General features: G+C 71.9%; 20 protein-coding genes and 2 tRNA genes. 14 read left to right on the forward strand and 8 right to left on the reverse strand.

The features are described 5' to 3' along the window. Positions 1–2: 2 nt before the first annotated feature. Both BN4251_RS01325 and BN4251_RS01330 read left to right on the forward strand, forming a co-directional pair. Complete coding sequence (locus BN4251_RS01325; protein WP_087483373.1) at positions 3–884, forward strand: inositol monophosphatase family protein; 882 nt, start codon at positions 3–5, stop codon at positions 882–884. Positions 885–960: 76 nt separating this feature from the next. Further along, positions 961–1,033, forward strand: a tRNA-Ala gene (locus BN4251_RS01330). Between the two features lie 77 nt (positions 1,034–1,110). On the opposite strand, the gene BN4251_RS01335 is transcribed toward BN4251_RS01330, so the two are convergent. Then, positions 1,111–1,311: a hypothetical protein gene (locus BN4251_RS01335; protein WP_087483374.1), complete on the reverse strand. Its 201-nt coding sequence runs from the start codon at positions 1,309–1,311 to the stop codon at positions 1,111–1,113. Between the two features lie 200 nt (positions 1,312–1,511). Here BN4251_RS01335 and BN4251_RS01340 point away from each other — a divergent pair, with 200 nt between their 5' ends. From BN4251_RS01340 to BN4251_RS01360, 5 genes are all read left to right on the forward strand, one after another. Then, complete coding sequence (locus BN4251_RS01340) at positions 1,512–2,084, forward strand: dihydrofolate reductase family protein (protein ID WP_087483375.1); 573 nt, start codon at positions 1,512–1,514, stop codon at positions 2,082–2,084. Between the two features lie 129 nt (positions 2,085–2,213). Beyond that, on the forward strand, positions 2,214–2,933 hold the full coding sequence (locus BN4251_RS01345) for an alpha/beta fold hydrolase (protein ID WP_087483376.1): 720 nt from the start codon (positions 2,214–2,216) through the stop codon (positions 2,931–2,933). Continuing rightward, complete coding sequence (locus BN4251_RS01350) at positions 2,930–3,688, forward strand: alpha/beta fold hydrolase (RefSeq protein WP_087483377.1); 759 nt, start codon at positions 2,930–2,932, stop codon at positions 3,686–3,688. The genes BN4251_RS01345 and BN4251_RS01350 overlap by 4 nt, the downstream gene beginning before the upstream one ends. Positions 3,689–3,697: 9 nt before the next feature. Further along, positions 3,698–4,243, forward strand: coding sequence for a LysR substrate-binding domain-containing protein (locus BN4251_RS01355; RefSeq protein WP_087483378.1), 546 nt, complete (start codon positions 3,698–3,700; stop codon positions 4,241–4,243). A gap of 44 nt (positions 4,244–4,287) precedes the next feature. Continuing rightward, positions 4,288–4,761, forward strand: a complete 474-nt coding sequence (locus tag BN4251_RS01360; RefSeq protein ID WP_087483379.1) for an S-ribosylhomocysteine lyase — start codon at positions 4,288–4,290, stop codon at positions 4,759–4,761. On the opposite strand, the gene malQ is transcribed toward BN4251_RS01360, so the two are convergent. Beyond that, on the reverse strand, positions 4,748–6,871 hold the full coding sequence (gene malQ, locus BN4251_RS01365; RefSeq protein WP_087483380.1) for a 4-alpha-glucanotransferase: 2,124 nt from the start codon (positions 6,869–6,871) through the stop codon (positions 4,748–4,750). The genes BN4251_RS01360 and malQ overlap by 14 nt on opposite strands. A gap of 89 nt (positions 6,872–6,960) precedes the next feature. Beyond that, positions 6,961–8,562, reverse strand: a complete 1,602-nt coding sequence (locus tag BN4251_RS01370; RefSeq protein ID WP_245810143.1) for a dolichyl-phosphate-mannose--protein mannosyltransferase — start codon at positions 8,560–8,562, stop codon at positions 6,961–6,963. An 87-nt stretch (positions 8,563–8,649) separates the two neighbouring features. Between BN4251_RS01370 and rsmI the strand changes: the two genes are divergently transcribed. After that, positions 8,650–9,489 carry a 16S rRNA (cytidine(1402)-2'-O)-methyltransferase gene (gene rsmI, locus BN4251_RS01375; protein WP_087483382.1) on the forward strand — a complete coding sequence of 280 codons (840 nt, stop codon included), beginning with the start codon at positions 8,650–8,652 and terminating at the stop codon, positions 9,487–9,489. Positions 9,490–9,667: 178 nt separating this feature from the next. On the opposite strand, the gene rpmF is transcribed toward rsmI, so the two are convergent. Beyond that, the gene (rpmF, locus tag BN4251_RS01380; RefSeq protein WP_087483383.1) at positions 9,668–9,838 is read right to left on the reverse strand and encodes a 50S ribosomal protein L32; all 171 of its coding nucleotides are present in this window, start codon (positions 9,836–9,838) and stop codon (positions 9,668–9,670) included. 303 nt (positions 9,839–10,141) lie between these two features. Here rpmF and BN4251_RS01385 point away from each other — a divergent pair, with 303 nt between their 5' ends. Genes BN4251_RS01385 through BN4251_RS01395 form a run of 3 tightly spaced genes read left to right on the forward strand, consistent with a single transcriptional unit; the run spans position 10,142 to position 12,938 of the window. Beyond that, positions 10,142–11,116: a TatD family hydrolase gene (locus BN4251_RS01385; RefSeq protein ID WP_170931770.1), complete on the forward strand. Its 975-nt coding sequence runs from the start codon at positions 10,142–10,144 to the stop codon at positions 11,114–11,116. Next, positions 11,113–12,015, forward strand: a complete 903-nt coding sequence (gene rsmA / locus BN4251_RS01390; protein WP_087483385.1) for a 16S rRNA (adenine(1518)-N(6)/adenine(1519)-N(6))-dimethyltransferase RsmA — start codon at positions 11,113–11,115, stop codon at positions 12,013–12,015. The genes BN4251_RS01385 and rsmA overlap by 4 nt, the downstream gene beginning before the upstream one ends. Then, entirely contained in the window at positions 12,012–12,938 is a 927-nt protein-coding gene (locus BN4251_RS01395) for a 4-(cytidine 5'-diphospho)-2-C-methyl-D-erythritol kinase (RefSeq protein ID WP_087483386.1), read from the forward strand. Before rsmA ends, BN4251_RS01395 begins: the two co-directional genes overlap by 4 nt. 4 nt (positions 12,939–12,942) lie before the next feature. Here BN4251_RS01395 and BN4251_RS01400 read toward each other — a convergent pair whose 3' ends face one another. The 3 genes from BN4251_RS01400 to BN4251_RS01410 all read right to left on the reverse strand — a co-directional run bounded on the left by BN4251_RS01400 (position 12,943) and on the right by BN4251_RS01410 (position 16,099). Beyond that, a complete protein-coding gene (locus tag BN4251_RS01400; protein ID WP_087483387.1) occupies positions 12,943–14,757 on the reverse strand; it encodes an ABC-F family ATP-binding cassette domain-containing protein in 1,815 nt (604 codons plus the stop codon). A gap of 140 nt (positions 14,758–14,897) precedes the next feature. Then, a complete protein-coding gene (locus BN4251_RS01405) occupies positions 14,898–15,431 on the reverse strand; it encodes a MarR family winged helix-turn-helix transcriptional regulator (RefSeq protein ID WP_087483388.1) in 534 nt (177 codons plus the stop codon). Between the two features lie 20 nt (positions 15,432–15,451). Next, positions 15,452–16,099, reverse strand: coding sequence for a TetR/AcrR family transcriptional regulator (locus BN4251_RS01410; RefSeq protein WP_087483389.1), 648 nt, complete (start codon positions 16,097–16,099; stop codon positions 15,452–15,454). A 199-nt stretch (positions 16,100–16,298) separates the two neighbouring features. Between BN4251_RS01410 and BN4251_RS01415 the strand changes: the two genes are divergently transcribed. From BN4251_RS01415 to BN4251_RS01425, 3 genes are all read left to right on the forward strand, one after another. Then, positions 16,299–16,370: transfer RNA gene (locus tag BN4251_RS01415), tRNA-Gln, on the forward strand. A 61-nt stretch (positions 16,371–16,431) separates the two neighbouring features. Then, positions 16,432–17,940, forward strand: a complete 1,509-nt coding sequence (glmU, locus tag BN4251_RS01420) for a bifunctional UDP-N-acetylglucosamine diphosphorylase/glucosamine-1-phosphate N-acetyltransferase GlmU (protein WP_087483390.1) — start codon at positions 16,432–16,434, stop codon at positions 17,938–17,940. Next, complete coding sequence (locus tag BN4251_RS01425) at positions 17,937–18,917, forward strand: ribose-phosphate diphosphokinase (protein WP_087483391.1); 981 nt, start codon at positions 17,937–17,939, stop codon at positions 18,915–18,917. The genes glmU and BN4251_RS01425 overlap by 4 nt, the downstream gene beginning before the upstream one ends. 108 nt (positions 18,918–19,025) lie before the next feature. On the opposite strand, the gene BN4251_RS01430 is transcribed toward BN4251_RS01425, so the two are convergent. After that, positions 19,026–19,583, reverse strand: a complete 558-nt coding sequence (locus BN4251_RS01430; protein ID WP_087483392.1) for a hypothetical protein — start codon at positions 19,581–19,583, stop codon at positions 19,026–19,028. Positions 19,584–19,656 lie beyond the last annotated feature (73 nt).

Raw genomic sequence — 19,656 nt, forward strand, 5'->3', positions numbered from 1 at the left:
GGATGAACACCACCGCGCCCCGCTCCCCGTCCGCTCCCTCTCCCGCCCAGCTGCTCGAGATCGCGACCACCGCGGCCTTCGCCGCCGCCGAGTACATCCGCGGCCTGGACCGCGACGGCCTGGCCCGCGAGTACAAGACCTCCAGCCACGACATCGTCACCGAGCACGACCGCGCGAGCGAGGAGATCATCGTCTCCGAGCTGCAGCGCCTGCTGCCGAGTGCCCGGATCGTCGGCGAGGAGGGCGGCGTCCGCCCCGCCGAGCAGCCGGCCGCCGAGAGCGAGGGGCCCCAGGTCAGCTTCTTCGTCGACCCCATCGACGGCACCAGCAACTTCGCCGCCGGTCTGCCGCTGTTCTGCGTCTCGATCGGGGTCGCGATCGGGGACGAGCTGGTCGCCGGCGTGATCGACGCCCCGATCCTCGGCCAGGTCTTCGCCGCGGCCGCCGGCGAGGCCACCCTCAACGGCCGCCCGCTGCGCCCCCGCGCCACCCGCCCCGCCGCTGATGCCCTGGTGCTCTCGGGCTTCCCCGGTCAGCGGATCGGCAACGAGTTCCCCGAGTTCGCGGCCCGCGCCCAGCGCTCCCTCGAGAACGGGGTGTCCTCGGTGCGCCACCTGGGCACCGCGGCGCTCGAGCTCGCCTACGTCGCCGCCGGCTGGGCGGATGCGACCTCGCTCGGGACCATCAACGCCTGGGACGTCGCCGCGGGATTCCACATCCTGCGCCGCGCCGGCGGCACGATCCGCACCTGGCCAGGGAAGGCCGGCGTCGCTCAGGCCGACCACCTGCAGCCCGCCTACGTGGCCTGCACCGGCCAGGAGCGGCTGAGCGTGCTCGACGAGCTGCACGAGGAGCTGCAGGAACTGCGCGACGCCGCCCTGTGACCTTCGTCAAGGCCCCCGGCCGAGTGCGACGCCAGCCCCTCAGCGGTGATAATCTGTCGTGGTCGCACAGCGACATGGGGCTATGGCGCAGTTGGTAGCGCGTCTCGTTCGCAATGAGAAGGTCGGGGGTTCGAATCCCCCTAGCTCCACCGCAGGCCTGTGCCGCATCACCGTTCGTGAACGGTGATGCGGCACAGGTTTTTTCATGCCGGCGCGAGAGGCTGCCTCACCCCGGCTGGTCCTCACCCCCGTGATCGCCGGTCGGGGTGTCCTCGGGGTCGGCGTAGCCGAGGGCCTCAGCGCTGGCCTCGTCCTTGTCGGCCTCCTCGGTCGTGCTCTCCGGGTCTGCGGCGTCGTCGTTCACGATGTCGTGCGGCGGGACGACGAAGCCGTGCGGAAGGGGTGCTCCTGGACCTGTGCTCATCATGCGGTGAGACTACCGTCACATCCGTCGCCGCCGACGGGTGGCCTCGATCTGCGCTGGTCCAGCGCTCGCGCGAGCGTCGACCTTCCGGTCGGACCGCTCTCGGCCACGCGCCATGGTCCTCGACGCGGACCGCCGCGATCGGAGGATGGGAGGAGTACGCTCCACCCCACCGCCCGTGCGCATCGAAGGAGAGCCGCGCCATGAGACCGCTGCGCTATTCGCTCAACCTCACCCTTGACGGCTGTGTGCACCACGAGGCGGGGATCCCGCCGGACCCTGAATCGATGGCGTACTGGACCGAGCAGATGCTCAGCGCGGACGCCGAGATCTTCGGCCGGGTGACCTACCGGATGATGGAATCGGCCTGGCGCAGACCCGACTCGGGCCGCTGGCCCGACTGGATGCAGGACTGGGAGATCCCCTTCGCAGAGGCGATCGACGCGGCGAAGAAGTACGTCATCTCCAGCACGCTCCGCGAGGTCGACTGGAACACCGAGCTGCTGCGCGGCGACCCCGTCCAGCAGGTCCGAGAACTCAAGGAACAGCCGGGCGGGAGGCTGTCCGTGGGCGGTGTGAGGCTCCCTCTCGCGCTGGCAGAGGCGGGCCTGATCGACGAGTACGAGTTCCTCATCCTGCCAGTGATCGCCGGGCATGGGCCGACGCTGCTGGCCGGCCTGCAGGAACGCCTCTCCCTCGAGCTCGTGGACCGTCAGCAGTTCGACTCCGGCGCCGTGGCGCTGCGCTACCGGTCGTCACCGCCGCACCGAGGCTGACTCTCAACAGGGCGCGGCGGGGGAACTGAGTCGGGAGACCACAGCGGTCCGAACTTTTCGCGTCCCGGTCACCTCGTCGCAAGACCGGCGAGGTAGTGTCCCCTCGACACCCCGCACGGGGGAGGGGCCATGACGCGCAGCATCGTGCTGATCCACGCCGTGCGCTCCTCCCGCACCATGTGGAAGGGCCAGCGCCGCCGACTACGCGAGCACGGCTATGAGGTCCGCGCCCCGGATCTGCCCGGCCATGGCAGCCGGCGCGGCGAGCCGTTCACCCTCACCGGAGCGCTCGAGACCATCGACGAGGCGGTCGGCGCCTGCGCGGAGCCACCCCTGCTGGTGGGGCTGTCCCTGGGCGGCTTCCTCACCCTCCACTGGGCCGGCACCCACCCCGGCAGGGTCGCGGGTGTGGTCGCGGCGGGCTGCACGATCGTCCCCGGCCCGGCCACAGCACGCCTGTACGGGCTGTGGATCTCGATGAAGGACTGGCTGCCGGGGGACTCGGACGCCCGGGTGGCGCGCTCCTTCGCCCGACGCCACACCCGCAAGGCGGCCAAGCGCTACTACGGCGGGGGCCGCGCCCACGGCGTGGTCGGCTCCGTGGTGCGCTTCATCGGCAGCCTTGACCTGCTGGCTGATGTTGCCGCGATCGACGTGCCGATCACCTTCGTCAACGGCGAGCACGATCCGTTCCGGCGTCACGAGTCGCTGTTCGTGGAGACCGCCCAGTACGGCGAGCTGGTGATCCTCCGGGATGCCGGGCACATCGCAAACCTCTCCCGCCCCAAACGCTTCGCGAAGCTGCTGCGCCGCCGCGCCGCGACGAGCACCCCGGTGGCGCAGCGATGACCAGCCGCTGGCCCGTGGTCCTGATCCACGGCACCCGCACCTCGCACAGCCAGTGGGACCTGCAGTTGCCGGCCCTGCGCGCCGCCGGTCACAGGGTCGCCACCCCGGATCTGCCCGGTCACGGCAGCCGGCGCGAGGAAGCCTTCACGCTCGAGACAGCGCTGGAGACCATCGAGCACGCCGCCCGCACGCTGCACGAGAGCTCCGGCGAGCCGGTGCTGCTGGTGGGCAGCTCGCTGGGCGGGATGCTCTCGATCCGCGCCGCCGCCGATCTCGACTCCACCCCGGGCATCCTGGGAGGGCTCGTCGCCTGCGGCGCCGCGCTGCAGCCCGGGCCGCGCGGCGCCCGCCTGTACGGCCGGCTCATCGCCTCCGCCGATCTGGTGCCGGGGATGCGGGAGGGCGGAGCGCTGTTCCAGAGGATCCTCGGGGCCGACGGGGCTCGCGCCTACCTCCGCGGAGGCCGCGCCGACCTCTCCGTGGTCGCCCCGGCCTTCGCCGCCGTCGCCTCGCTCGACCTGCGCCGCGACCTCGCCCGGATCACCGCACCGGTGACCTTCCTCCACGGCCGCGGCGACCAGCTGCGCGCCCACGAGAAGACCCTCACCGCCGCCGCCCCGCACGGACACCTCGAGGTGCTCCCGTACGGCAACCACATGGTCAACCTCGTCGCACCGGGCCGGTTCAACGCCGATCTGCTGCGGGTCCTGGAGCGCACCCAGCGCGAGCGGCGAGGGGGCGCTTCAGGGTCGTAGGCTGAGGCCATGCACACCACCACCCTCCGCGTCGGCTTCGTGCCCGGGGTCGAACCCGATCGCTTCCTGCGCCGCTGGAAGTCCGGTCGCCGCCAGGCCTGGCTCGAACTGGTCCCGGTCCCGCTCTCCCGCCAGCGTGAAGCGCTCGAGCAGGGCGAGGTGGACATGTGCTTCGTGCGCCTCCCGCACGAGGCCCCGGACCACCACCTGGTGCCGCTGTGGGAGGAGCGTGCCGCGATCGTGGTGGGCACCGAGAACGTCCTCAGCCTCCTCGACGAGATCAGCGAGACGGATCTGAGCGGCGAGACCGAGATCCCCGCCGAGCACGCTGACGACGCCGCGGACCGCGTCGCCGTGGTCGCCACGGGCATCGGCTACACCCGCATGCCGCTCTCCCTGGCCCGGCTCCACCATCGCAAGGATGCCGCCGCCCGTCCGCTGATCGACGGCGAGCCCACCCGCATCGCCCTCGCCTGGCCGCGCGCGGCCGATGACGAGGTGCGCCAGGAGTTCGTCGGCGTCGTGCGCGGGCGCACCGCCCGTTCCAGCCGCTGACCCCTCGCCCTCACCCCACGACCCCTCGCAGAAGGAGCATCCCCATGACCGAGCAGCCCCGCATGAACGTCGAGAGCTTCAACCTCGACCACCGCACCGTCGCCGCCCCCTATCTCCGCATCGCGGACCGCAAGGAGCTCGCCGGGGGAGACGTGCTCACCAAGTTCGACGTGCGCTTCACCCAGCCCAACGTCACCCACCTCGACTCCGAGGCCGTCCACTCCCTCGAGCATATGATGGCCGAGCACATGCGCAACCACTCCGGGGACGTCCTGGACGTCTCCCCGATGGGCTGCCGCACCGGCTTCTACGTGCTGCTGGTGGGCGACCACACCGTTGAGGACTTCGCCCCGGTGCTCGAGGCGACCCTGCGCGACCTGCTCGCGGCCACCGAGGTGCCCGCCGCGAACGAGATCCAGTGCGGCTGGGGCGCCCACCACACCCTCGAGGGCGCTCAGCGCGCGGCCCGCGAGTTCCTCGACCAGCGGGCGGACTGGGGCAGGGTCAGCGCGAGCTGATCCCCTCGCGCACCGCCGCCAGCAGGCGCGCGGTGCGCTGATCGCTCGCGATGTCGTCGATCGAGACGGTCTCGCCCTCCGCATCCGCGAGCGGGATCCGCCAGTTGGGGTACTCCTCGTCGGTGCCCGGCTGGTTCTGGATCCGGCGCTCGCCCACGCAGTCCACCAGCGAGACGCCCAGCAGCAGCGACGGGGTGCGCGCCAGGTGCCGGTGCAGCGCGATCACCGTCTCCTCGATGCCCGCGCCCTCACCGAGCAGACCCTCGGCGCGCAGCACATCGAGCACCTGCTCCCGGCCCGCCGCATCGGCGGCGAGCTCCTCCGGAAGGCTCCTCTCCAGCAGCCCCAGCTCATGGCGCAGGGAGACGTGATCACCCTGCAGGTACCCCGCAGTGGGCGGGAGGTCGTGAGTGTTCACCGAGGCCATGCACAGGGTGCGGTAGTCCTCAGCCCGCAGCGGCCGGCGCTCCCCGTCGTACTCGAACCACAGGATCGAGGTGCCCAGGATCCCGCGGTCCACGAGATAGTCGCGCACCCACGGCTCGAAGGTTCCCAGATCCTCGCCGACCACCAGGGTGCCCGAGCGCTGTGCCTCGAGCACCAGGATCCCGATCATCGCCTCATGGTCGTAGGAGACGTAGGCGCCGTCGGCCGCCTCATGCCCTTCGGGGATCCACCACAGCCGGAACAGGCCCAGCACGTGGTCGATGCGCAGTGCGCCGGCATGCCGCATCAGGGTGCGCAGCATGTCCCGCCAGGGCTTGTAGGAGGCATCGCGCAGCCGCTCGGGATGCCAGGGAGGCTGATGCCAGTTCTGCCCCTGCTGGTTGTACTGATCCGCCGGGGCGCCCACGGCGGCGCCGCCCGCGAGCACCTCGCGCAGCCGCCAGGAGTCCGCCCCGATCTGCTCGACGCCGACGGCGAGGTCATGCATGATCCCGATCCGCATGCCGGCGTCCTGCGCAGCGGACTGCGCCGCGCCCATCTGCTCGTCCAGCAGCCACTGCACGCGCACATGGAACTCGATGCGGTCCGCGAGCTCGGTCCGGGCGCGCGCGAGCAGGGGCTCGTCGAGGTGCTCGAGCACGGTCTCCTCGGCGGTGCCGTGCACGTGCTCGGCGATCGCGCTCCACAGCGCGAAGTCCTCGAGCCCCTCCCCCTCGCGGCGGCGATAGGCGTCCAGCAGCGCCTGCCGGCCCGGGGTCAGCGGGACCGCGAAGATCTCCTCGAGCGCCTCCATCTTCGCGCTCAGCACCGCATCGCGCTCGAGCCGGTCCGCGCGCGTGTTCCAGCCCTGCACGCCCTCGCGCAGCAGATCCACCCGCTGACGCGCGAATCCGGGCAGGTCCCGGTACTCGGGGACGTCCTCGATACGCAGGTACAGCGCGCTGGTGAAGCGCCGCGTCACCGGCAGATAGGGGGAGGGCTCCACCGGCGCCGTGGGGTAGGAGGCGTGCAACGGGTTCAGCAGCAGGAAGTCCGCGCCGTGCCGGGCCGCGCTGATCGCGGCGAGATCGCGCAGATCCCCGAGATCACCGATGCCCCAGGAGCGCTGCGAGCGCACCGAGTACAGCTGGGCCTGCAGCCCGAAGGCGCGGTGGGAGGCGTACTGCTCATGGACCCTCAGGCGCGCCGGGGTGACCACCAGATCGGCCTCGTGGACGCCCTGCTCGGTCTCGGCCACCAGGCGGTGCCAGCCCAGTGGCAGCCCCGCCGGCAGGTGGAACCGGGCACGGCCGCGCAGCGTCCCATCCAGGTCGAAGGGCGGGGTGTGGTCCTCGCCCTGCGCCAGGTCCCAGCGGCCGCCGTCCTCGAGCCGCAGGTGCAGACGCACCGAGGTGCCGTGGTCCACGTGCACCGGCACGGTCGAGGCGCGGTCCTCGCGCAGCACCGTCACCGGAGGCAGGGTGCGCGCCCACGGCTCCCGCTCCCGCGCCGCACGCACCGTGGCGACATCCTCCTCCGAGCGGATGCCCGCCCCGAGCGCCTCGAGGATCGCGTGCAGGGTGGTGTCGGAGACGTCCTTGCGGCTGCCGTCCCACCCCCAGTACTGGGTGCTGACACCGAGGTCGCGAGCAAGATCTCGCAGCATCGAGGAATCTGAAGCCATGTGGCAAGAGTAACGGCACAGGGGAGCGGGGACGACGCCTCCGAGCCCCTCCCTGCGCCCCACCGATCCTCGAGGGCGGCGGCGTGGGCTCAGGTCCAGGAGGGCAGCCACATCCGGTAGCGCCACTGCTCCATGTCCAGCACCTGCCCGGTCCACACCGGCCAGAAGAACGCGGAGACCAGCACGATCAGCACCAGCAGGGAGCCCACGAACAGCCCGCCCGCCAGGCGCCGCTCCCGATCAGCCCCGGGCGGGCCGATCACCAGCGCCATCACGTAGGCCAGGCACAGGATCAGCCACGGCGCGAAGGCGATCGTGTAGAAGGTGAAGATGGTGCGCTCGGAGAACAGCAGCCACGGCACATAGCCGGCCAGCAGGCCCGACAGCGCCGCCCAGGCCCTCCCGTCACGGCGCAGCACCGCGACCGCGACCGTCACCAGCAGCGCCACGGTGCCCAGCCACCAGATCAGCGGATTGCCCACCGAGAGGATGTGCGCCCCGCACCGGGCCACCTCGCAGCCCTGCTCCCCGTACTCGTAGGAGCGGTAGTAGAAGTTCGTGGGGCGCAGCTGCAGCAGCCAGCCCGCCGGATGGGCCTCATAGGGGTGCTCGGAGTCGAGGCCGACGTGGAAGGAGTAGGCCTGCACGTGGTACAGCCACAGCGAGGTCAGCGAGTCGATCAGCCCGTTGCCGGTGGCCACGTCCCTCTCCGCGGCGAGGTGGCGGTGGTAGCCGATGCTGCTGGCGAACCAGCCCGCGAACGAGACCACGTAGGTCAGCAGCGCCGTGCCCACCATCGCGAAGAACGCAGGGATCGCATCGTGCACCAGACCGCCCAGCAGCCAGTCGCGCTGCCCGATCGTGCGGCGCGCCCACCAGTCCCACAGCACGGTCATGATCCCGAACACCGCCACGAAGTACAGGCCCGACCACTTCACCGAGCAGGCCATGCCCAGCAGCAGTCCTGCCAGCAGCCGCCACGGCCGCAGCCCGCCGGAGATCCCCAGCCGCGGCGCGAGCTCCGCGCCGGCATGCATCCTCGCCGAGACCAGGGCGAGATGCTCGCGGAACCGGTCGCGATCGATCAGCAGCGCCCCGAAGGCCGCGAGCGCGAAGAACATCAGGAACGGGTCCAGCAGGCTGGTGCGCGAATGGACCAGGCCCACGCCGTCCACCGCGAGCAGCAGGCCCGCGATCAGCCCGGCGGTGGTGGAGCGGAACAGGCGCCGCCCGATGCGGGCGAGCATCAGCACCGCGAGCGAGCCCAGCAGCGCCGAGGAGATCCGCCAGCCCCAGGGGCTCTCCGGACCCAGCAGCATCATCCCGGCGCCGATCAGCCATTTCCCCAGCGGCGGATGGACCACATAGGCGCCCTCGGGCTCGTAGGAGTCCACGTCCCCGGCCTCGAAGGCGGGATCCGGCTCCTCGGGCCAGGACATCTCCACGCCCTCCTGGGTGAGGGTGTAGCCGTCCTTGACGTAATAGGTCTCGTCGAAGATCAGCTCGCCGATCGTGCCCAGGCCCCACAGGCGTAGCACCAGCGCGAGCCCCAGCAGCGCCATCGCCCCGGCCCAGGCCCAACGCGAAGGGCCGAGATCGAAGGTCCTCAGCCGCCGCCGGTAGGAGTCGCGGAGCGCGCCCTGCTCGTCCTCGACGACGGCGCGATGGGTCGCTTCCTCCTCCGTGTGCACGGGCACATGCTAGGTCATCGCCCTCGCTCGGCAGCCCAGCGCGCCGTGCGGGGAGAGTGCTGGTCGTGGGCTGGATAGCATGGCGGGATGCTCGAACCCGGAGTCCTCACCCTCGCCGCCACCCCGATCGGCAATCCGCTCGACGCCTCGGTGCGGCTGATGCGCGCGCTCGCCGAGGCGGATCTGATCGCCGCGGAGGATACCCGGCGCCTGGCCCGCCTGGTGCGGGAGCTCGAGGTGGAGACCACCGGGCGGATCCTCTCCTACCACGAGCACAACGAGGCCGAGCGCACCGAGGTGCTGCTCGAGGCGCTCGCGGAGGGGCAGCGGGTCCTGATCGTCACCGACGCCGGCATGCCGGTGGTCTCCGACCCCGGCTTCCGCGCCGTGCGCGCCGCGACCGAGGCCGGGTTCCGCACCACCGTGATCCCGGGCCCCTCCGCGGTGCTGACCGCGCTGGCCGCCTCCGGCATCGCCCCGGACCGCTTCACCTTCGAGGGCTTCCCGCCGCGGCGCGACGGGCGCAGGGCCACCGCACTCGAGCCGCTCGCCGAGGAGCAGCGCACGATGGTCTTCTTCGAATCGCCGCGGCGCACCGCGGCGACCCTCGAGTCGATGGCCGAGGCGTTCGGGCCGCAGCGACAGGCGGCCGTGGCGCGCGAGCTGACCAAGACCCATGAGCAGCTGGTGCGCGGCACCCTGGCCGAGCTGGTGGACTGGGCCGGCGGCACCGAGGTGCTCGGCGAGGTGGTGATCGTGGTGGCCGGTGCCGAACCCGTCGCCGCGCGCGCCGAGGACCTCGTCGAGGAGGTGCTCGCCCGGGCCGCGGCGGGGGAGCGGCTCAAGGCCGTCGCCAAGGAGATCGCCCGCGCCCATCCGGGAGTCGGGGCCAGCGAGCTCTACGACCTCGCCCTGCAGCGGCGCTGAGCGCCGCGCCGGGTCGAAGAGCAGCGGCTGCGCCGCACGGAGAGCAGAGGCTGCGCCGCACGGAGAGCAGAGACGGCAGGGAACATGACGACGCCCCGACAGCATCATGCTGTCGGGGCGTCGTGGAAAGCTCGGCCGGGACCGATCTCCTCGGGCGCTCCGTGGCGCCCGGGCGATGTCAGTCCTCGATCTGGATGAGACCGCGCTGGTACGCCTTCGCGAGACGACGCGGCACGGACGCGGTGCGGCCGCGCACGGTCACCTGCACGAGGTCGGCGTTGTTGGCCTTCCACTGCGAGCGACGCGAGTGGGTGCGCGAGCGGGACATCTTGAACTTGGGCACTGCCATGGGATGCTCCTTGACGATCCGGAGGATGAACGGGCGTTGGCATCCGTCCCGAGCAGCGACCCGAACCCGGTCCTGGAGGAATCGGGGCGCTCGGGTGCACGAAAGGACGCGCAACAACGAACTATCTTGCCATATCGCAGGCCTCGCCGCGCCGTCGCAGACCGTGAGCTAGAACACCGGAATGTGCTGGCCGCACCCGCGCAGACCGCCCGGGGGCCCCGTCGCAGCACGGTCAGGTCACGCTCATGCCCCGGAAGCATGGCGTGGTCCGGCGGGCCCCGCCGGCCCTCCTACCATGGTCGCATGTCGTCATCGCCCCAGAACCCCTCCGGCGCCGTCGCGCCGCCGCCGGTGCGCGACCGCGAGGACATCGATCCGCGCGGGAAGAAGCGCGACCGCTCCTGGCCGCCCGCGCCCGAGGCGCTGCCCTTCCCGGTGATCGACAACCACTGCCATCTCGACTTCGCCGACGGCGACGAGCAGCTCAGCGTGCACGACCACGTGGCGCGCGCGGCGGCCGCCGGCGTCGACGCGCAGATCACCATCGGCTCGGATCTCGAGGCCGTGCGCTGGACCGCGGCGCTGCTCGCCTCCGAGGACTGCCCCGCCTCTCTGCGCGGCGGGGTCGCCGTGCACCCCAACGAAGCCGCCCTGCACGCCCGCGGTCACGACCACGAGGGCCGGGAGCTGGTGGGCCTCGATGCGGCGATCGCGGAGGTCTCCGAGCTGCTGCGCGGCCCCGGCATGGTGGTGGTGGGGGAGACGGGGCTGGACTGGTTCCGCACCCAGCGCGGCGACGAGCAGGCCCGCACCGCCCAGATCGACTCCTTCCGCGCCCACATCGCGCTGGCCAAGGAGCTGGACCTGCCGCTGCAGATCCACGACCGCGACGCGCACCGTGACGTGCTCGAGGTGCTCGAGGCGGACGGCGCCCCTGAGCGCACCGTCTTCCACTGCTTCTCCGGCGATGCCGAGTTCGCGCGCACCTGCGTGGACCGCGGCTGGTACCTCTCCTTCGCCGGGACCGTCACCTTCAAGAACGCCGAGGATCTGCGCGGCGCTCTGGCCGAGGCGGGGCTCGGCCAGGTGCTGGTCGAGACCGACGCCCCCTTCCTCACCCCGGTGCCCTACCGGGGACGGCCGAACTCCTCGTACCTGATCCCGCACACCATGGCGACCATCGCGGAGGTCACCGGCACCGACCTCGAGACGGCCTGCCGCACGATCCGGGCCACCACCAAGGACGTGTACCGCTGGCCCGAGGCGGTGGCCGCATGAGCGAGCCCACGCCCGGGGATCCGGCAGCGCAGCCGGGACTGCTGCTCAGCGCCCGGGACATCCGCGAGCTCGCCGAGGCGGCCGGCATCCGGCCCTCGAAGCAGCGCGGCCAGAACTTCGTGATGGACCCCAAGACGGTGCGCACCATCGTGGGACGTGCCCACGTCGCCCCGGGACAGGCGGTGCTCGAGGTCGGCCCCGGGCTGGGCTCGCTGACCCTCGGACTGCTCGAGGCCCAGGCCGATGTGGTCGCGATCGAGCTGGACCGGGGCCTGGCCGAGCTGCTCCCGCTGACCCTGCGCGCCCGCGGCATCGAGGACGAGCGTTTCGCCCTCGTGCACGCCGATGCGCTGCAGGTCACCGAGCTGCCGCAGCTCCCGCGCGCCGGAGAGCCCACCGCCCTGGTCGCGAACCTGCCCTACAACGTCGCCACCCCCATCCTGCTGACCATGCTCGAGCGCTTCCCCTCGCTGCGCAGCGCCCTGGTGATGGTGCAGTCCGAGGTGGTGGACAGGCTCACCGCCGGACCCGGCTCGCGCACCTACGGCGGCCCGAGCGTCAAGGCCGCCTGGTACGGCCGGGCCGTCCACGCCGGGCGGATCTCGCGGCAGATCTTCTGGCCGGTACCGAACGTGGACTCCGCCCTGGTGGAGCTGGTGCGCCACGAGCAGCCGCTGGGCACCGCCGAGGAGCGGGAGAGGGTCTTCGCGGTGATCGATGCGGCCTTCGCCCAGCGCCGCAAGACGCTGCGCGCCGCCCTGTCCGGCTGGGCCGGCTCTGCGGCCCGCTCCGAGGCGATCCTGCGCGCGGCCGGCATCGATCCCGGCGCCCGTGGGGAGACGCTGCAGATCGAGCAGTTCCGGGCCATCGCCCGCGCCGAGAAGGCGGTCCAGGCATGACCCCGGCACCGGACCGGGTGGTGGTGCGCGCCCCGGGCAAGATCAACCTCTCGCTGAGGGTCGGCGCGGTGGACGCCCGCGGCTACCACTCGCTGGCGACCGTCTTCCAGGCGGTCGACCTCTACGAGACGGTCACCGCCACGCGCGCCGATCAGCTCAGCCTCGAGCTGACCAGCGATGTGCCTGGAGAGCTTCCGCTGGACGGCAACAACCTCGCCCTGCGCGCCGCCGAGCTGCTGCGCAGCGAATGCGCTCTGGACCTCGGCGCCGCGCTGCACGTGCACAAGCAGGTGCCGATCGCGGGCGGGATGGGCGGCGGCTCCGCCGATGCCGCGGCGACGCTCGTGGCGCTGGACCGGTTGTGGGGCACGGGCCTGGGGCCCGAGCGGCTGCGCGCCCTCGGTGCGCGCCTGGGCGCGGACGTGCCCTTCGCGATGCTGGGCCACACCGCCCTCGGCCGCGGCAACGGCGCGGATCTCACCACCGTGCTCACCCACGGCGAATGGACCTGGCTGCTCGCCGTGCCCGGCGGACACCTGTCCACCCCGGCGGTGTTCCGGCGTTTCGACGAGATCTCCCTCGCCTCCGGACGCCCTCTCGCCGAGCGTCCCGAGCTCGACGAACGGCAGCTGCAGGCGCTCAGCGGCGGAAACATCGAGCTGCTCGCCGAGACCCTGCACAACGACCTGCAGATCGCCGCGTTCGCGCTTCACCCCGGGCTCGAACCGGTGGTCGAGGCGGCGGAGCGGCTCGGCGCCCCGGCCGCTCTGGTCAGCGGCTCCGGGCCGACGATCGCGGTGCTGGTCCAGGACGAGGCCCAGGCCCGCGAGATCGCCGCCGGGCTGATGCGGGACTCCCTCGCGCAGACCTGCCTGGTGGCGCGGGGCTCCGCGCCCGGGGCGAGCGTGCTCGAGGAGAGCTGAGCGCTCAGCCCAGCAGCTCGGACAGCTCCAGCCACCGCTCCTCGAGCTGCTCGACCTCCGCCTCCACCGCGCGCAGACGCTCGGTGATCTCCTGCAGCCCCACGAAGTCCGTCTGGTCGTGGGCGGCCAGCTCGGCGTGCAGCGCAGAGGTCTGCTTCTCGAGCTTCTGCATCCGGCGCTCGGCGGCACCGAGCTCCTTCTGCGCGGCATGCGCCTCCGCTCCCGAGAGCGCCGAGGCCGCATCGTTCCCGCCGCCCGACGGCGCAGGCCGCGCCGGCTGATCGCCGGCGGAGGCCTCGGCGGCGGCCCGCTCCTCGCTCTCGGCACGCAGCGCGAGGTACTGCTCGATCCCGCCCGGCACATGTCGCACCTGCCCGTCGAGCACCGCGTACTGGGTGTCGGTGACCCGCTCGAGCAGGTACCGGTCATGGGAGACCACGATCAGCGGACCGGGCCAGGTGTCCAGCAGGTCCTCCATCGCGGCGAGCATGTCGGTGTCCATGTCGTTGGTGGGCTCGTCGAGCACCAGCACGTTGGGCTCCTCGAGCAGCGTGAACAGCAGGTTCAGCCGTCGCTGCTGGCCGCCTGAGAGCGCGCCCACACGCACCTTCTGATGCACGGTGGTGAAGCCCAGGCGCTCGAGCAGCTGCCCCGGAGTGACCTCGTCCCGCCCTGCGCTGAAGGTGGTGCGGTAGCGCGCAACGACATCGCTGATGCGGGAGTCCAGATGCTCCTCGAGCCCTTCGAGGCGCTGGGACACCTCCCTCACCGTCACGGTCTTGCCGCGCTCGACCCGCCCGGCCTGGGGCGCGAGCTTCCCGGTGATCAGGGCCAGCAGCGTCGACTTGCCCGCGCCGTTGGGGCCGAGCACGCCGATGCGGTCCGCCGGGCCGATGTGGAGGGTCACGTCCCGCAGCACGGTGCGCTCGCCGTAGCCCGCATCGACCTCGAGCAGGTCGAGCACGTCCCGGCCCAGCCGCGAGGTGGCCAGCTGCGTGAGCTCGACCGTGTCCCGCACCGGCGGCTCGCCTGCGATCAGCTCGTTGGCGGCGTCGATGCGGAACTTCGGCTTCGAGGTGCGGGCGGGCGCGCCGCGGCGCAGCCAGGCCAGCTCCTTGCGCATCAGGTTCTGGCGCTTGGACTCGATCGCCGCCGCCTGCCGGTCCCGCTCGACGCGCTGCAGCACATAGGCCGCGTAGCCGCCCTCGAACGGCTCGACGATCCCGTCATGGACCTCCCACATCCGGGTGCAGACCGCGTCGAGGAACCAGCGGTCGTGGGTGATGACCACGAGCCCGCCGTCCTTCGGGCTCCAGCGGCGCCGCAGGTGCTCGGCGAGCCAGGCGATGCCCTCGACATCCAGATGGTTCGTGGGCTCGTCCAGCAGCAGCACGTCCCAGTCGCCCACCAGCAGCTCCGCGAGGTGGACGCGGCGCAGCTGGCCGCCGGAGAGCCCGTCCAGCGGCGCCTCGAGGTCGATGCCGCCCAGCAGCCCCGCGAGCACGTCGCGGATCCGAGGGTCCGAGGCCCACTCGAACTCGGGCCGGTCGCCGAGGACCCGCTGGGCGACGGTGGTGCCGGCGGTCGCCTCGTCCTGCTGGCTCAGCACCCCCACGCGGACCCCGCCGCGCACCGTGACCCGCCCGGAGTCCGGCTCGCGGGTGCGGGCCAGCAGGCGCAGCAGCGTGGACTTGCCGTCGCCGTTGCGGCCCACCACCCCGATGCGGTCGCCCTCGTCGATCCCGACGGTGATGTCGTCCAGGAGCACGCGGTCGGGCAGTGCGACGTGCAGGGACTGGGTGCCGAGCAGATGAGCCATGCGATGAGTTCCTCAGGAGAGCGGGGTGGGCGGAGCGGCGAGCGGGGGGCGCACGCCGCCGCCGGCGGAATGTCGGGATCGGACGGAACGGGAGGCCAGGAGGCGGGCCGGAGCGGGCCGGTGCCCGCCTCGGAGCCTGCTCACGCCCCGTGCGGGGCGTCCGTCTCGAAGGTCAGCAGGAGCGAGCGGAGGGTGTCGGCGAGCTCGGCGCGCCCGTCGGGGGCGAGCGGCTCGAGCAGCTCCTGCTCCGCCTCCAGCAGCCGCTCCATCGCCGCATCCACCCGCGCCACCCCGTCGGCCCGCAGCCGCACCTCCACGGCGCGGCCGTCATGGGGGCTGCGGTTCTTGCTCACCAGCCCGCGGGCTACCAGCTTGTCGATGCGGGTGGTCATCGTGCCGCTGGTCACCAGCGTCTCGTGCATCAGGGCGCCGGGGGAGAGGGCGTCCTCGCCGCTGCGTCGCAGCGCCGAGAGCATGTCGAACTCCCAGCCCTCGAGCCCGGCGTCGGCGAAGGCGCTGCGCCGCGCCACCTCGAGGTACCGCGAGAGGCGGGAGATGCGCGAGAACACCGCCAGCGGCGCGACGTCCAGATCGGTGCGCGCCCTGCGCCAGCCGTCGATGATCCGATCGACCTCGTCGTGGCGCGGAGCGGCGTCCTCAGGCGAAAGGGGCATGCGCAGAGTCTAGGTCCCCGTCAGCGCCGGGTGTCCTGGCGCAGGGTGGGCTTCTTCTGCAGGGCGCTGAGCCCGTACCAGGAGAGGTTGATCATGCGCGCGGCGACGATCTCCTTCGAGGGCTTGCGCGTCTCGAGCCACCACTGGCCGGTGTAGGCGACCATCCCCACCAGCATCTGCGCATACAGCGCCGCGTCGCGCGCGGGATAGGAGTGCATCGAGAGCTGGGCGGCGAGGATCTCCTCGACGCGTCGAGCCACATCGGTCAGCAGCGAGGAGAAGGTGCCCACGCCGTGGCTGACGGGCGAGTCGCGCACCAGGATCCGGAAGCCGTCCTCGTTCTCGTCGATGTAGGACAGGAAGGACAGCGCCGCCTGCTCCATCAGCACCCTCGGATGCGCCCGCTGGTCCTGCAGCGAGTTCTCGAGCTCCCCGAGCAGGGTCGAGACCTCCCGGTCCACCACCACCGCGTACAGCCCCTCCTTACCGCCGAAGTGCTCGTACACGATCGGCTTGGAGACCTTCGCGCGCGCGGCGATCTCCTCGACGGTCGTCATGTCGAAGCCCTTCTCGGCGAACAGGCGCCGCCCCACCGTCACCAGCTGCTCGCGCCGCTCCTTGCCCGTCATGCGGGTCGACCGGCCGCGCGACCCCCCGTTCTCCACCATGGCTCGGAGTCTCCCACACCGCCCCATGGAGGGTGGCGCCTCCGGACGGCCGCCGCCCGGGCGTGCGGGGTGCGTCCCACCGGCGCGGATCCGGTCCGAGCGGGCCCGCGCTGACGATAGGATCGGGCCGCGCCCGCGGCGACCCGACGTGCACGGCACCTCCGAATGCCGGTGCGGAGGGTCCCTGCGACCGGCGCGATCCGCCATGGTGTAATCGGCAACACCTCAGATTTTGGTTCTGAAGTTTCAGGTTCGAGTCCTGATGGCGGAACGCTCACCGCCCCCGCGGCGGTGCGGCACAGCCCACCCGTCGATCCCGAGGAGCCGCAGACGTGGGAAACGCTGAGAACACCGCCCCCGCCGCCGTGATCGTCCTGGCCGCAGGTGCCGGGACACGAATGAAGTCCCGCACCCCGAAGGTGCTCCACGAGATCGGGGGCAGATCCCTCCTCGTGCACGCCGTCAACGCCGCCGACGGCACCGGCCCCGGCGAGCTGGTGGTGGTGCTGCGCCACGAGCGCGACCGCGTCGCCGCGCACCTGGGCGAGCACGCCCCCGAGGTGTCCGTCGCCGATCAGGACGAGATCCCCGGCACCGGCCGCGCCGTGCAGTGCGGGCTCGAGCAGGTCACCGCCGCCGAGGGCACCGTGCTGGTCACCTACGGCGACGTCCCGTTGCTGGACCCCGCCACCCTGCGCGACCTGGTCGCCGCGCACGAGGGCGCCGGGGCCGCGGCCACCGTGCTCAGCGCGCGCGTGCCCGATCCCACCGGCTACGGCCGGATCCTGCGCTCCGAGGACGGCTCCGAGGTGCTCGGCATCGTCGAGCACAAGGACGCCGACGACTCCCAGCGCGCGATCGACGAGATCAACTCCGGCATCTACGCCTTCGACCTGGCGGTGCTGCGCGAGGCGCTGGGCCGCATCGGCACCGACAACGCCCAGGGCGAGATGTACCTCACCGACGTGCTCTCGATCGCGCGCCAGGACGGCCGCTCGGTGCGCGCCGTGGTCACCGAGGACGTGATGATGGTCGAGGGCGTCAACGACCGCGTCCAGCTCGCCCAGCTCGGCGCCGAGATGAACCGCCGCATCCTCGAGCGTCACATGCGCTCCGGCGTCACGATCGTGGACCCCTCCACCACCTGGATCGACGCGGATGTCACCATCGCGCAGGATGCCGTGATCCTGCCGGGCGTCCAGCTCCACGGCGCCACCGACATCGGCACCGAGGCCGTGATCGGCCCCGACACCACGTTGCGCGACACCGAGGTGGGTGCGGGCGCCGAGGTGGTCCGCTCCCACGCGCTGCTCGCGGTGATCGGCGCGGACGCGAACGTCGGCCCCTTCTCCTACCTGCGCGCCGGCACGGACCTGGGGGCCGGGGGCAAGATCGGCGGTTTCGTCGAGACCAAGAACGCCGTGATCGCCGACGGCGCGAAGGTGCCCCATCTCAGCTACGTGGGCGATGCCGAGATCGGCGAGGGCAGCAACATCGGCGCCGGCACGATCTTCGCCAACTACGACGGCGTGAACAAGCACCGCACCACGGTGGGCAGGCATGTGCGGGTCGGCTCGGACAACGTCCTCGTGGCCCCCGTCACCATCGGTGACGGCGCCGCGACGGGCGCCGGCACCACCGTCCGCAAGGACGTCCCGCCGGGAGCGCTGGGAGTCAGCGCTGTCTCGCAGCGGAACGTGGAAGGATGGACCATGCGACGCCGTGCGGGGACCGCGGCCGAGGACGCGGCACGTGCCGCACTCGGCGCCGAGGAAGGGTCCGTTGCCAGGACGCCTGCAGGAACTGCCGCCGAAGAGCACAAGGAGCACGAGCAGCGATGAGCGGAATCGTCACCACCGGGGAGAAGCGACTGGTCCTCGCATCGGGCCGGTCACACCCCGTCCTTGCGCAGGAGGTCGCTGCCGAGCTCGGCGTCGACGTCCTGCCGATGGATGCCTGGGACTTCGCCAACGGCGAGATCTACGTGCGCTACGGCGAGTCCGTGCGCGGCACGGACGTCTTCGTCCTCCAGTCCCATCCCGCCCCGATCAACACGTGGGTGATGGAGCACCTGATCATGATCGATGCGCTCAAGCGCGCCTCGGCCAAGCGGATCACCGCGATCGCACCGAGCTTCCCCTACGCGCGCCAGGACAAGAAGCACCGCGGCCGCGAGCCGATCTCCGCCCGCCTGGTCGCCGATCTCTACGAGACCGCGGGCGCGGACCGCATGATCTCGGTGGATCTCCACGCCCCGCAGGTCCAGGGCTACTTCAACCGCCCCGTGGACCATCTGATGGCGCTGCCGATCCTGGCGGACTACATCCAGGAGAAGTACGGCCAGGAGGACATCGCCGTGGTGTCCCCGGATGCCGGCCGCATCCGCGTGGCGGAGCAGTGGGCCAAGCGCCTGGGCGGCGTCAACCTCGCCTTCATCCACAAGACCCGCGACATCACGCGCCCCAACCAGGCCGTGGCCAAGCGCGTGATCGGTGACGTCGAGGGCAAGACCTGCATCCTGGTCGACGACATGATCGACACCGCCGGCACCATCGTGCAGGCGGCGGACGCCCTGGTGGACAACGGCGCCGACTCGGTGATCATCGCCACCACCCACCCGATCCTCTCGGACCCGGCCACCGAGCGCCTGAAGAACAGCGCCGTGCGCGAGGTGGTGTGCACCAACACCCTGCCCGTCCCGCCCGAGAAGCAGTTCGACCGGCTCACCCAGCTCTCGATCGCGCCGCTGCTGGCGCGGGCGATCCGCGCCGTCTTCGATGACGGCTCGGTCACCAGCCTCTTCGACGGCGAGGTCTGAACCGGCCGCTCCGCGCCGAGCGAGCACTGCGGTGCTCCGCGCGCCCGCACAGCACGAGGCCCCGCCTCCCGTACCAGGGAAGCGGGGCCTCGTGCCGTACGGCGGGGATCAGATCAGGAACCTGTTGCCCTTGACCAGGCGGTGCCAGTGGGCGCCCAGGCCCACGTGGTCGCCGGCGGCCAGGCCTGCCATGGCGATCACGGCCACTGCCATCAGCAGATGGGTGTCATACAGCGGGTTGGTCGCGATCGGGAAGGCGGCCAGGTACATCAGGGTGTACATCGCCGCTGCGGAGACCGCGGCCACGCGGGTGCCGATGCCGAGCATCAACGCCACGCCGACGCCCAGCAGACCCAGCATGAACAGCACGTCGGTGAGCGGGTTGATCGAGAGGAAGAACTCCCACATCCCCGCGAAGGGGTTGCCGCCCTCGATCGAGCCGCCCAGGAAGCCGCTGGTGGGCGAGCCGCCGTTGAGCCAGGAGTTCTCGGTGGGGGTCGAGAAGCCGAGCCCGAAGGTCTTGTCCAGGAACGCCCACAGGAAGGTGAACCCGACCATCAGGCGGGTGATGCCCAGAACGGTGAAGCCCCAGCCCTTCTTCTCGGCGCCGACGGCGGTGCCTGCCGCGGCGGGGACGGTGGCGGTGGTGGCGGTCGTGGTGGTCACGGGGATGCCTTTCGGTGGACGATCCCGGGAAGGGGTCGTGTGAATGTGACAAGAACAGAGTAGGCAGGAACAG

Source organism: Brachybacterium massiliense, from assembly GCF_900184245.1.
In the GTDB taxonomy this organism is placed as follows: Bacteria; Actinomycetota; Actinomycetes; order Actinomycetales; family Dermabacteraceae; genus Brachybacterium; species Brachybacterium massiliense.

Excerpts from the sequence above, each read along its gene's own strand:
- BN4251_RS01325 (WP_087483373.1), top strand. The coding sequence starts at position 3 with ATGAACACCACCGCGCCCCGCTCCCCGTCCGCTCCCTCTCCCGCCCAG.
- BN4251_RS01335 (WP_087483374.1), bottom strand. The coding sequence starts at position 1,311 with ATGATGAGCACAGGTCCAGGAGCACCCCTTCCGCACGGCTTCGTCGTC.
- BN4251_RS01340 (WP_087483375.1), top strand. The coding sequence starts at position 1,512 with ATGAGACCGCTGCGCTATTCGCTCAACCTCACCCTTGACGGCTGTGTG.
- BN4251_RS01345 (WP_087483376.1), top strand. The coding sequence starts at position 2,214 with ATGACGCGCAGCATCGTGCTGATCCACGCCGTGCGCTCCTCCCGCACC.
- BN4251_RS01350 (WP_087483377.1), top strand. The coding sequence starts at position 2,930 with ATGACCAGCCGCTGGCCCGTGGTCCTGATCCACGGCACCCGCACCTCG.
- BN4251_RS01355 (WP_087483378.1), top strand. The coding sequence starts at position 3,698 with ATGCACACCACCACCCTCCGCGTCGGCTTCGTGCCCGGGGTCGAACCC.
- BN4251_RS01360 (WP_087483379.1), top strand. The coding sequence starts at position 4,288 with ATGACCGAGCAGCCCCGCATGAACGTCGAGAGCTTCAACCTCGACCAC.
- malQ (WP_087483380.1), bottom strand. The coding sequence starts at position 6,871 with ATGGCTTCAGATTCCTCGATGCTGCGAGATCTTGCTCGCGACCTCGGT.
- rsmI (WP_087483382.1), top strand. The coding sequence starts at position 8,650 with ATGCTCGAACCCGGAGTCCTCACCCTCGCCGCCACCCCGATCGGCAAT.
- rpmF (WP_087483383.1), bottom strand. The coding sequence starts at position 9,838 with ATGGCAGTGCCCAAGTTCAAGATGTCCCGCTCGCGCACCCACTCGCGT.
- BN4251_RS01385 (WP_170931770.1), top strand. The coding sequence starts at position 10,142 with ATGTCGTCATCGCCCCAGAACCCCTCCGGCGCCGTCGCGCCGCCGCCG.
- rsmA (WP_087483385.1), top strand. The coding sequence starts at position 11,113 with ATGAGCGAGCCCACGCCCGGGGATCCGGCAGCGCAGCCGGGACTGCTG.
- BN4251_RS01395 (WP_087483386.1), top strand. The coding sequence starts at position 12,012 with ATGACCCCGGCACCGGACCGGGTGGTGGTGCGCGCCCCGGGCAAGATC.
- BN4251_RS01400 (WP_087483387.1), bottom strand. The coding sequence starts at position 14,757 with ATGGCTCATCTGCTCGGCACCCAGTCCCTGCACGTCGCACTGCCCGAC.
- BN4251_RS01405 (WP_087483388.1), bottom strand. The coding sequence starts at position 15,431 with ATGCCCCTTTCGCCTGAGGACGCCGCTCCGCGCCACGACGAGGTCGAT.
- BN4251_RS01410 (WP_087483389.1), bottom strand. The coding sequence starts at position 16,099 with ATGGTGGAGAACGGGGGGTCGCGCGGCCGGTCGACCCGCATGACGGGC.
- BN4251_RS01425 (WP_087483391.1), top strand. The coding sequence starts at position 17,937 with ATGAGCGGAATCGTCACCACCGGGGAGAAGCGACTGGTCCTCGCATCG.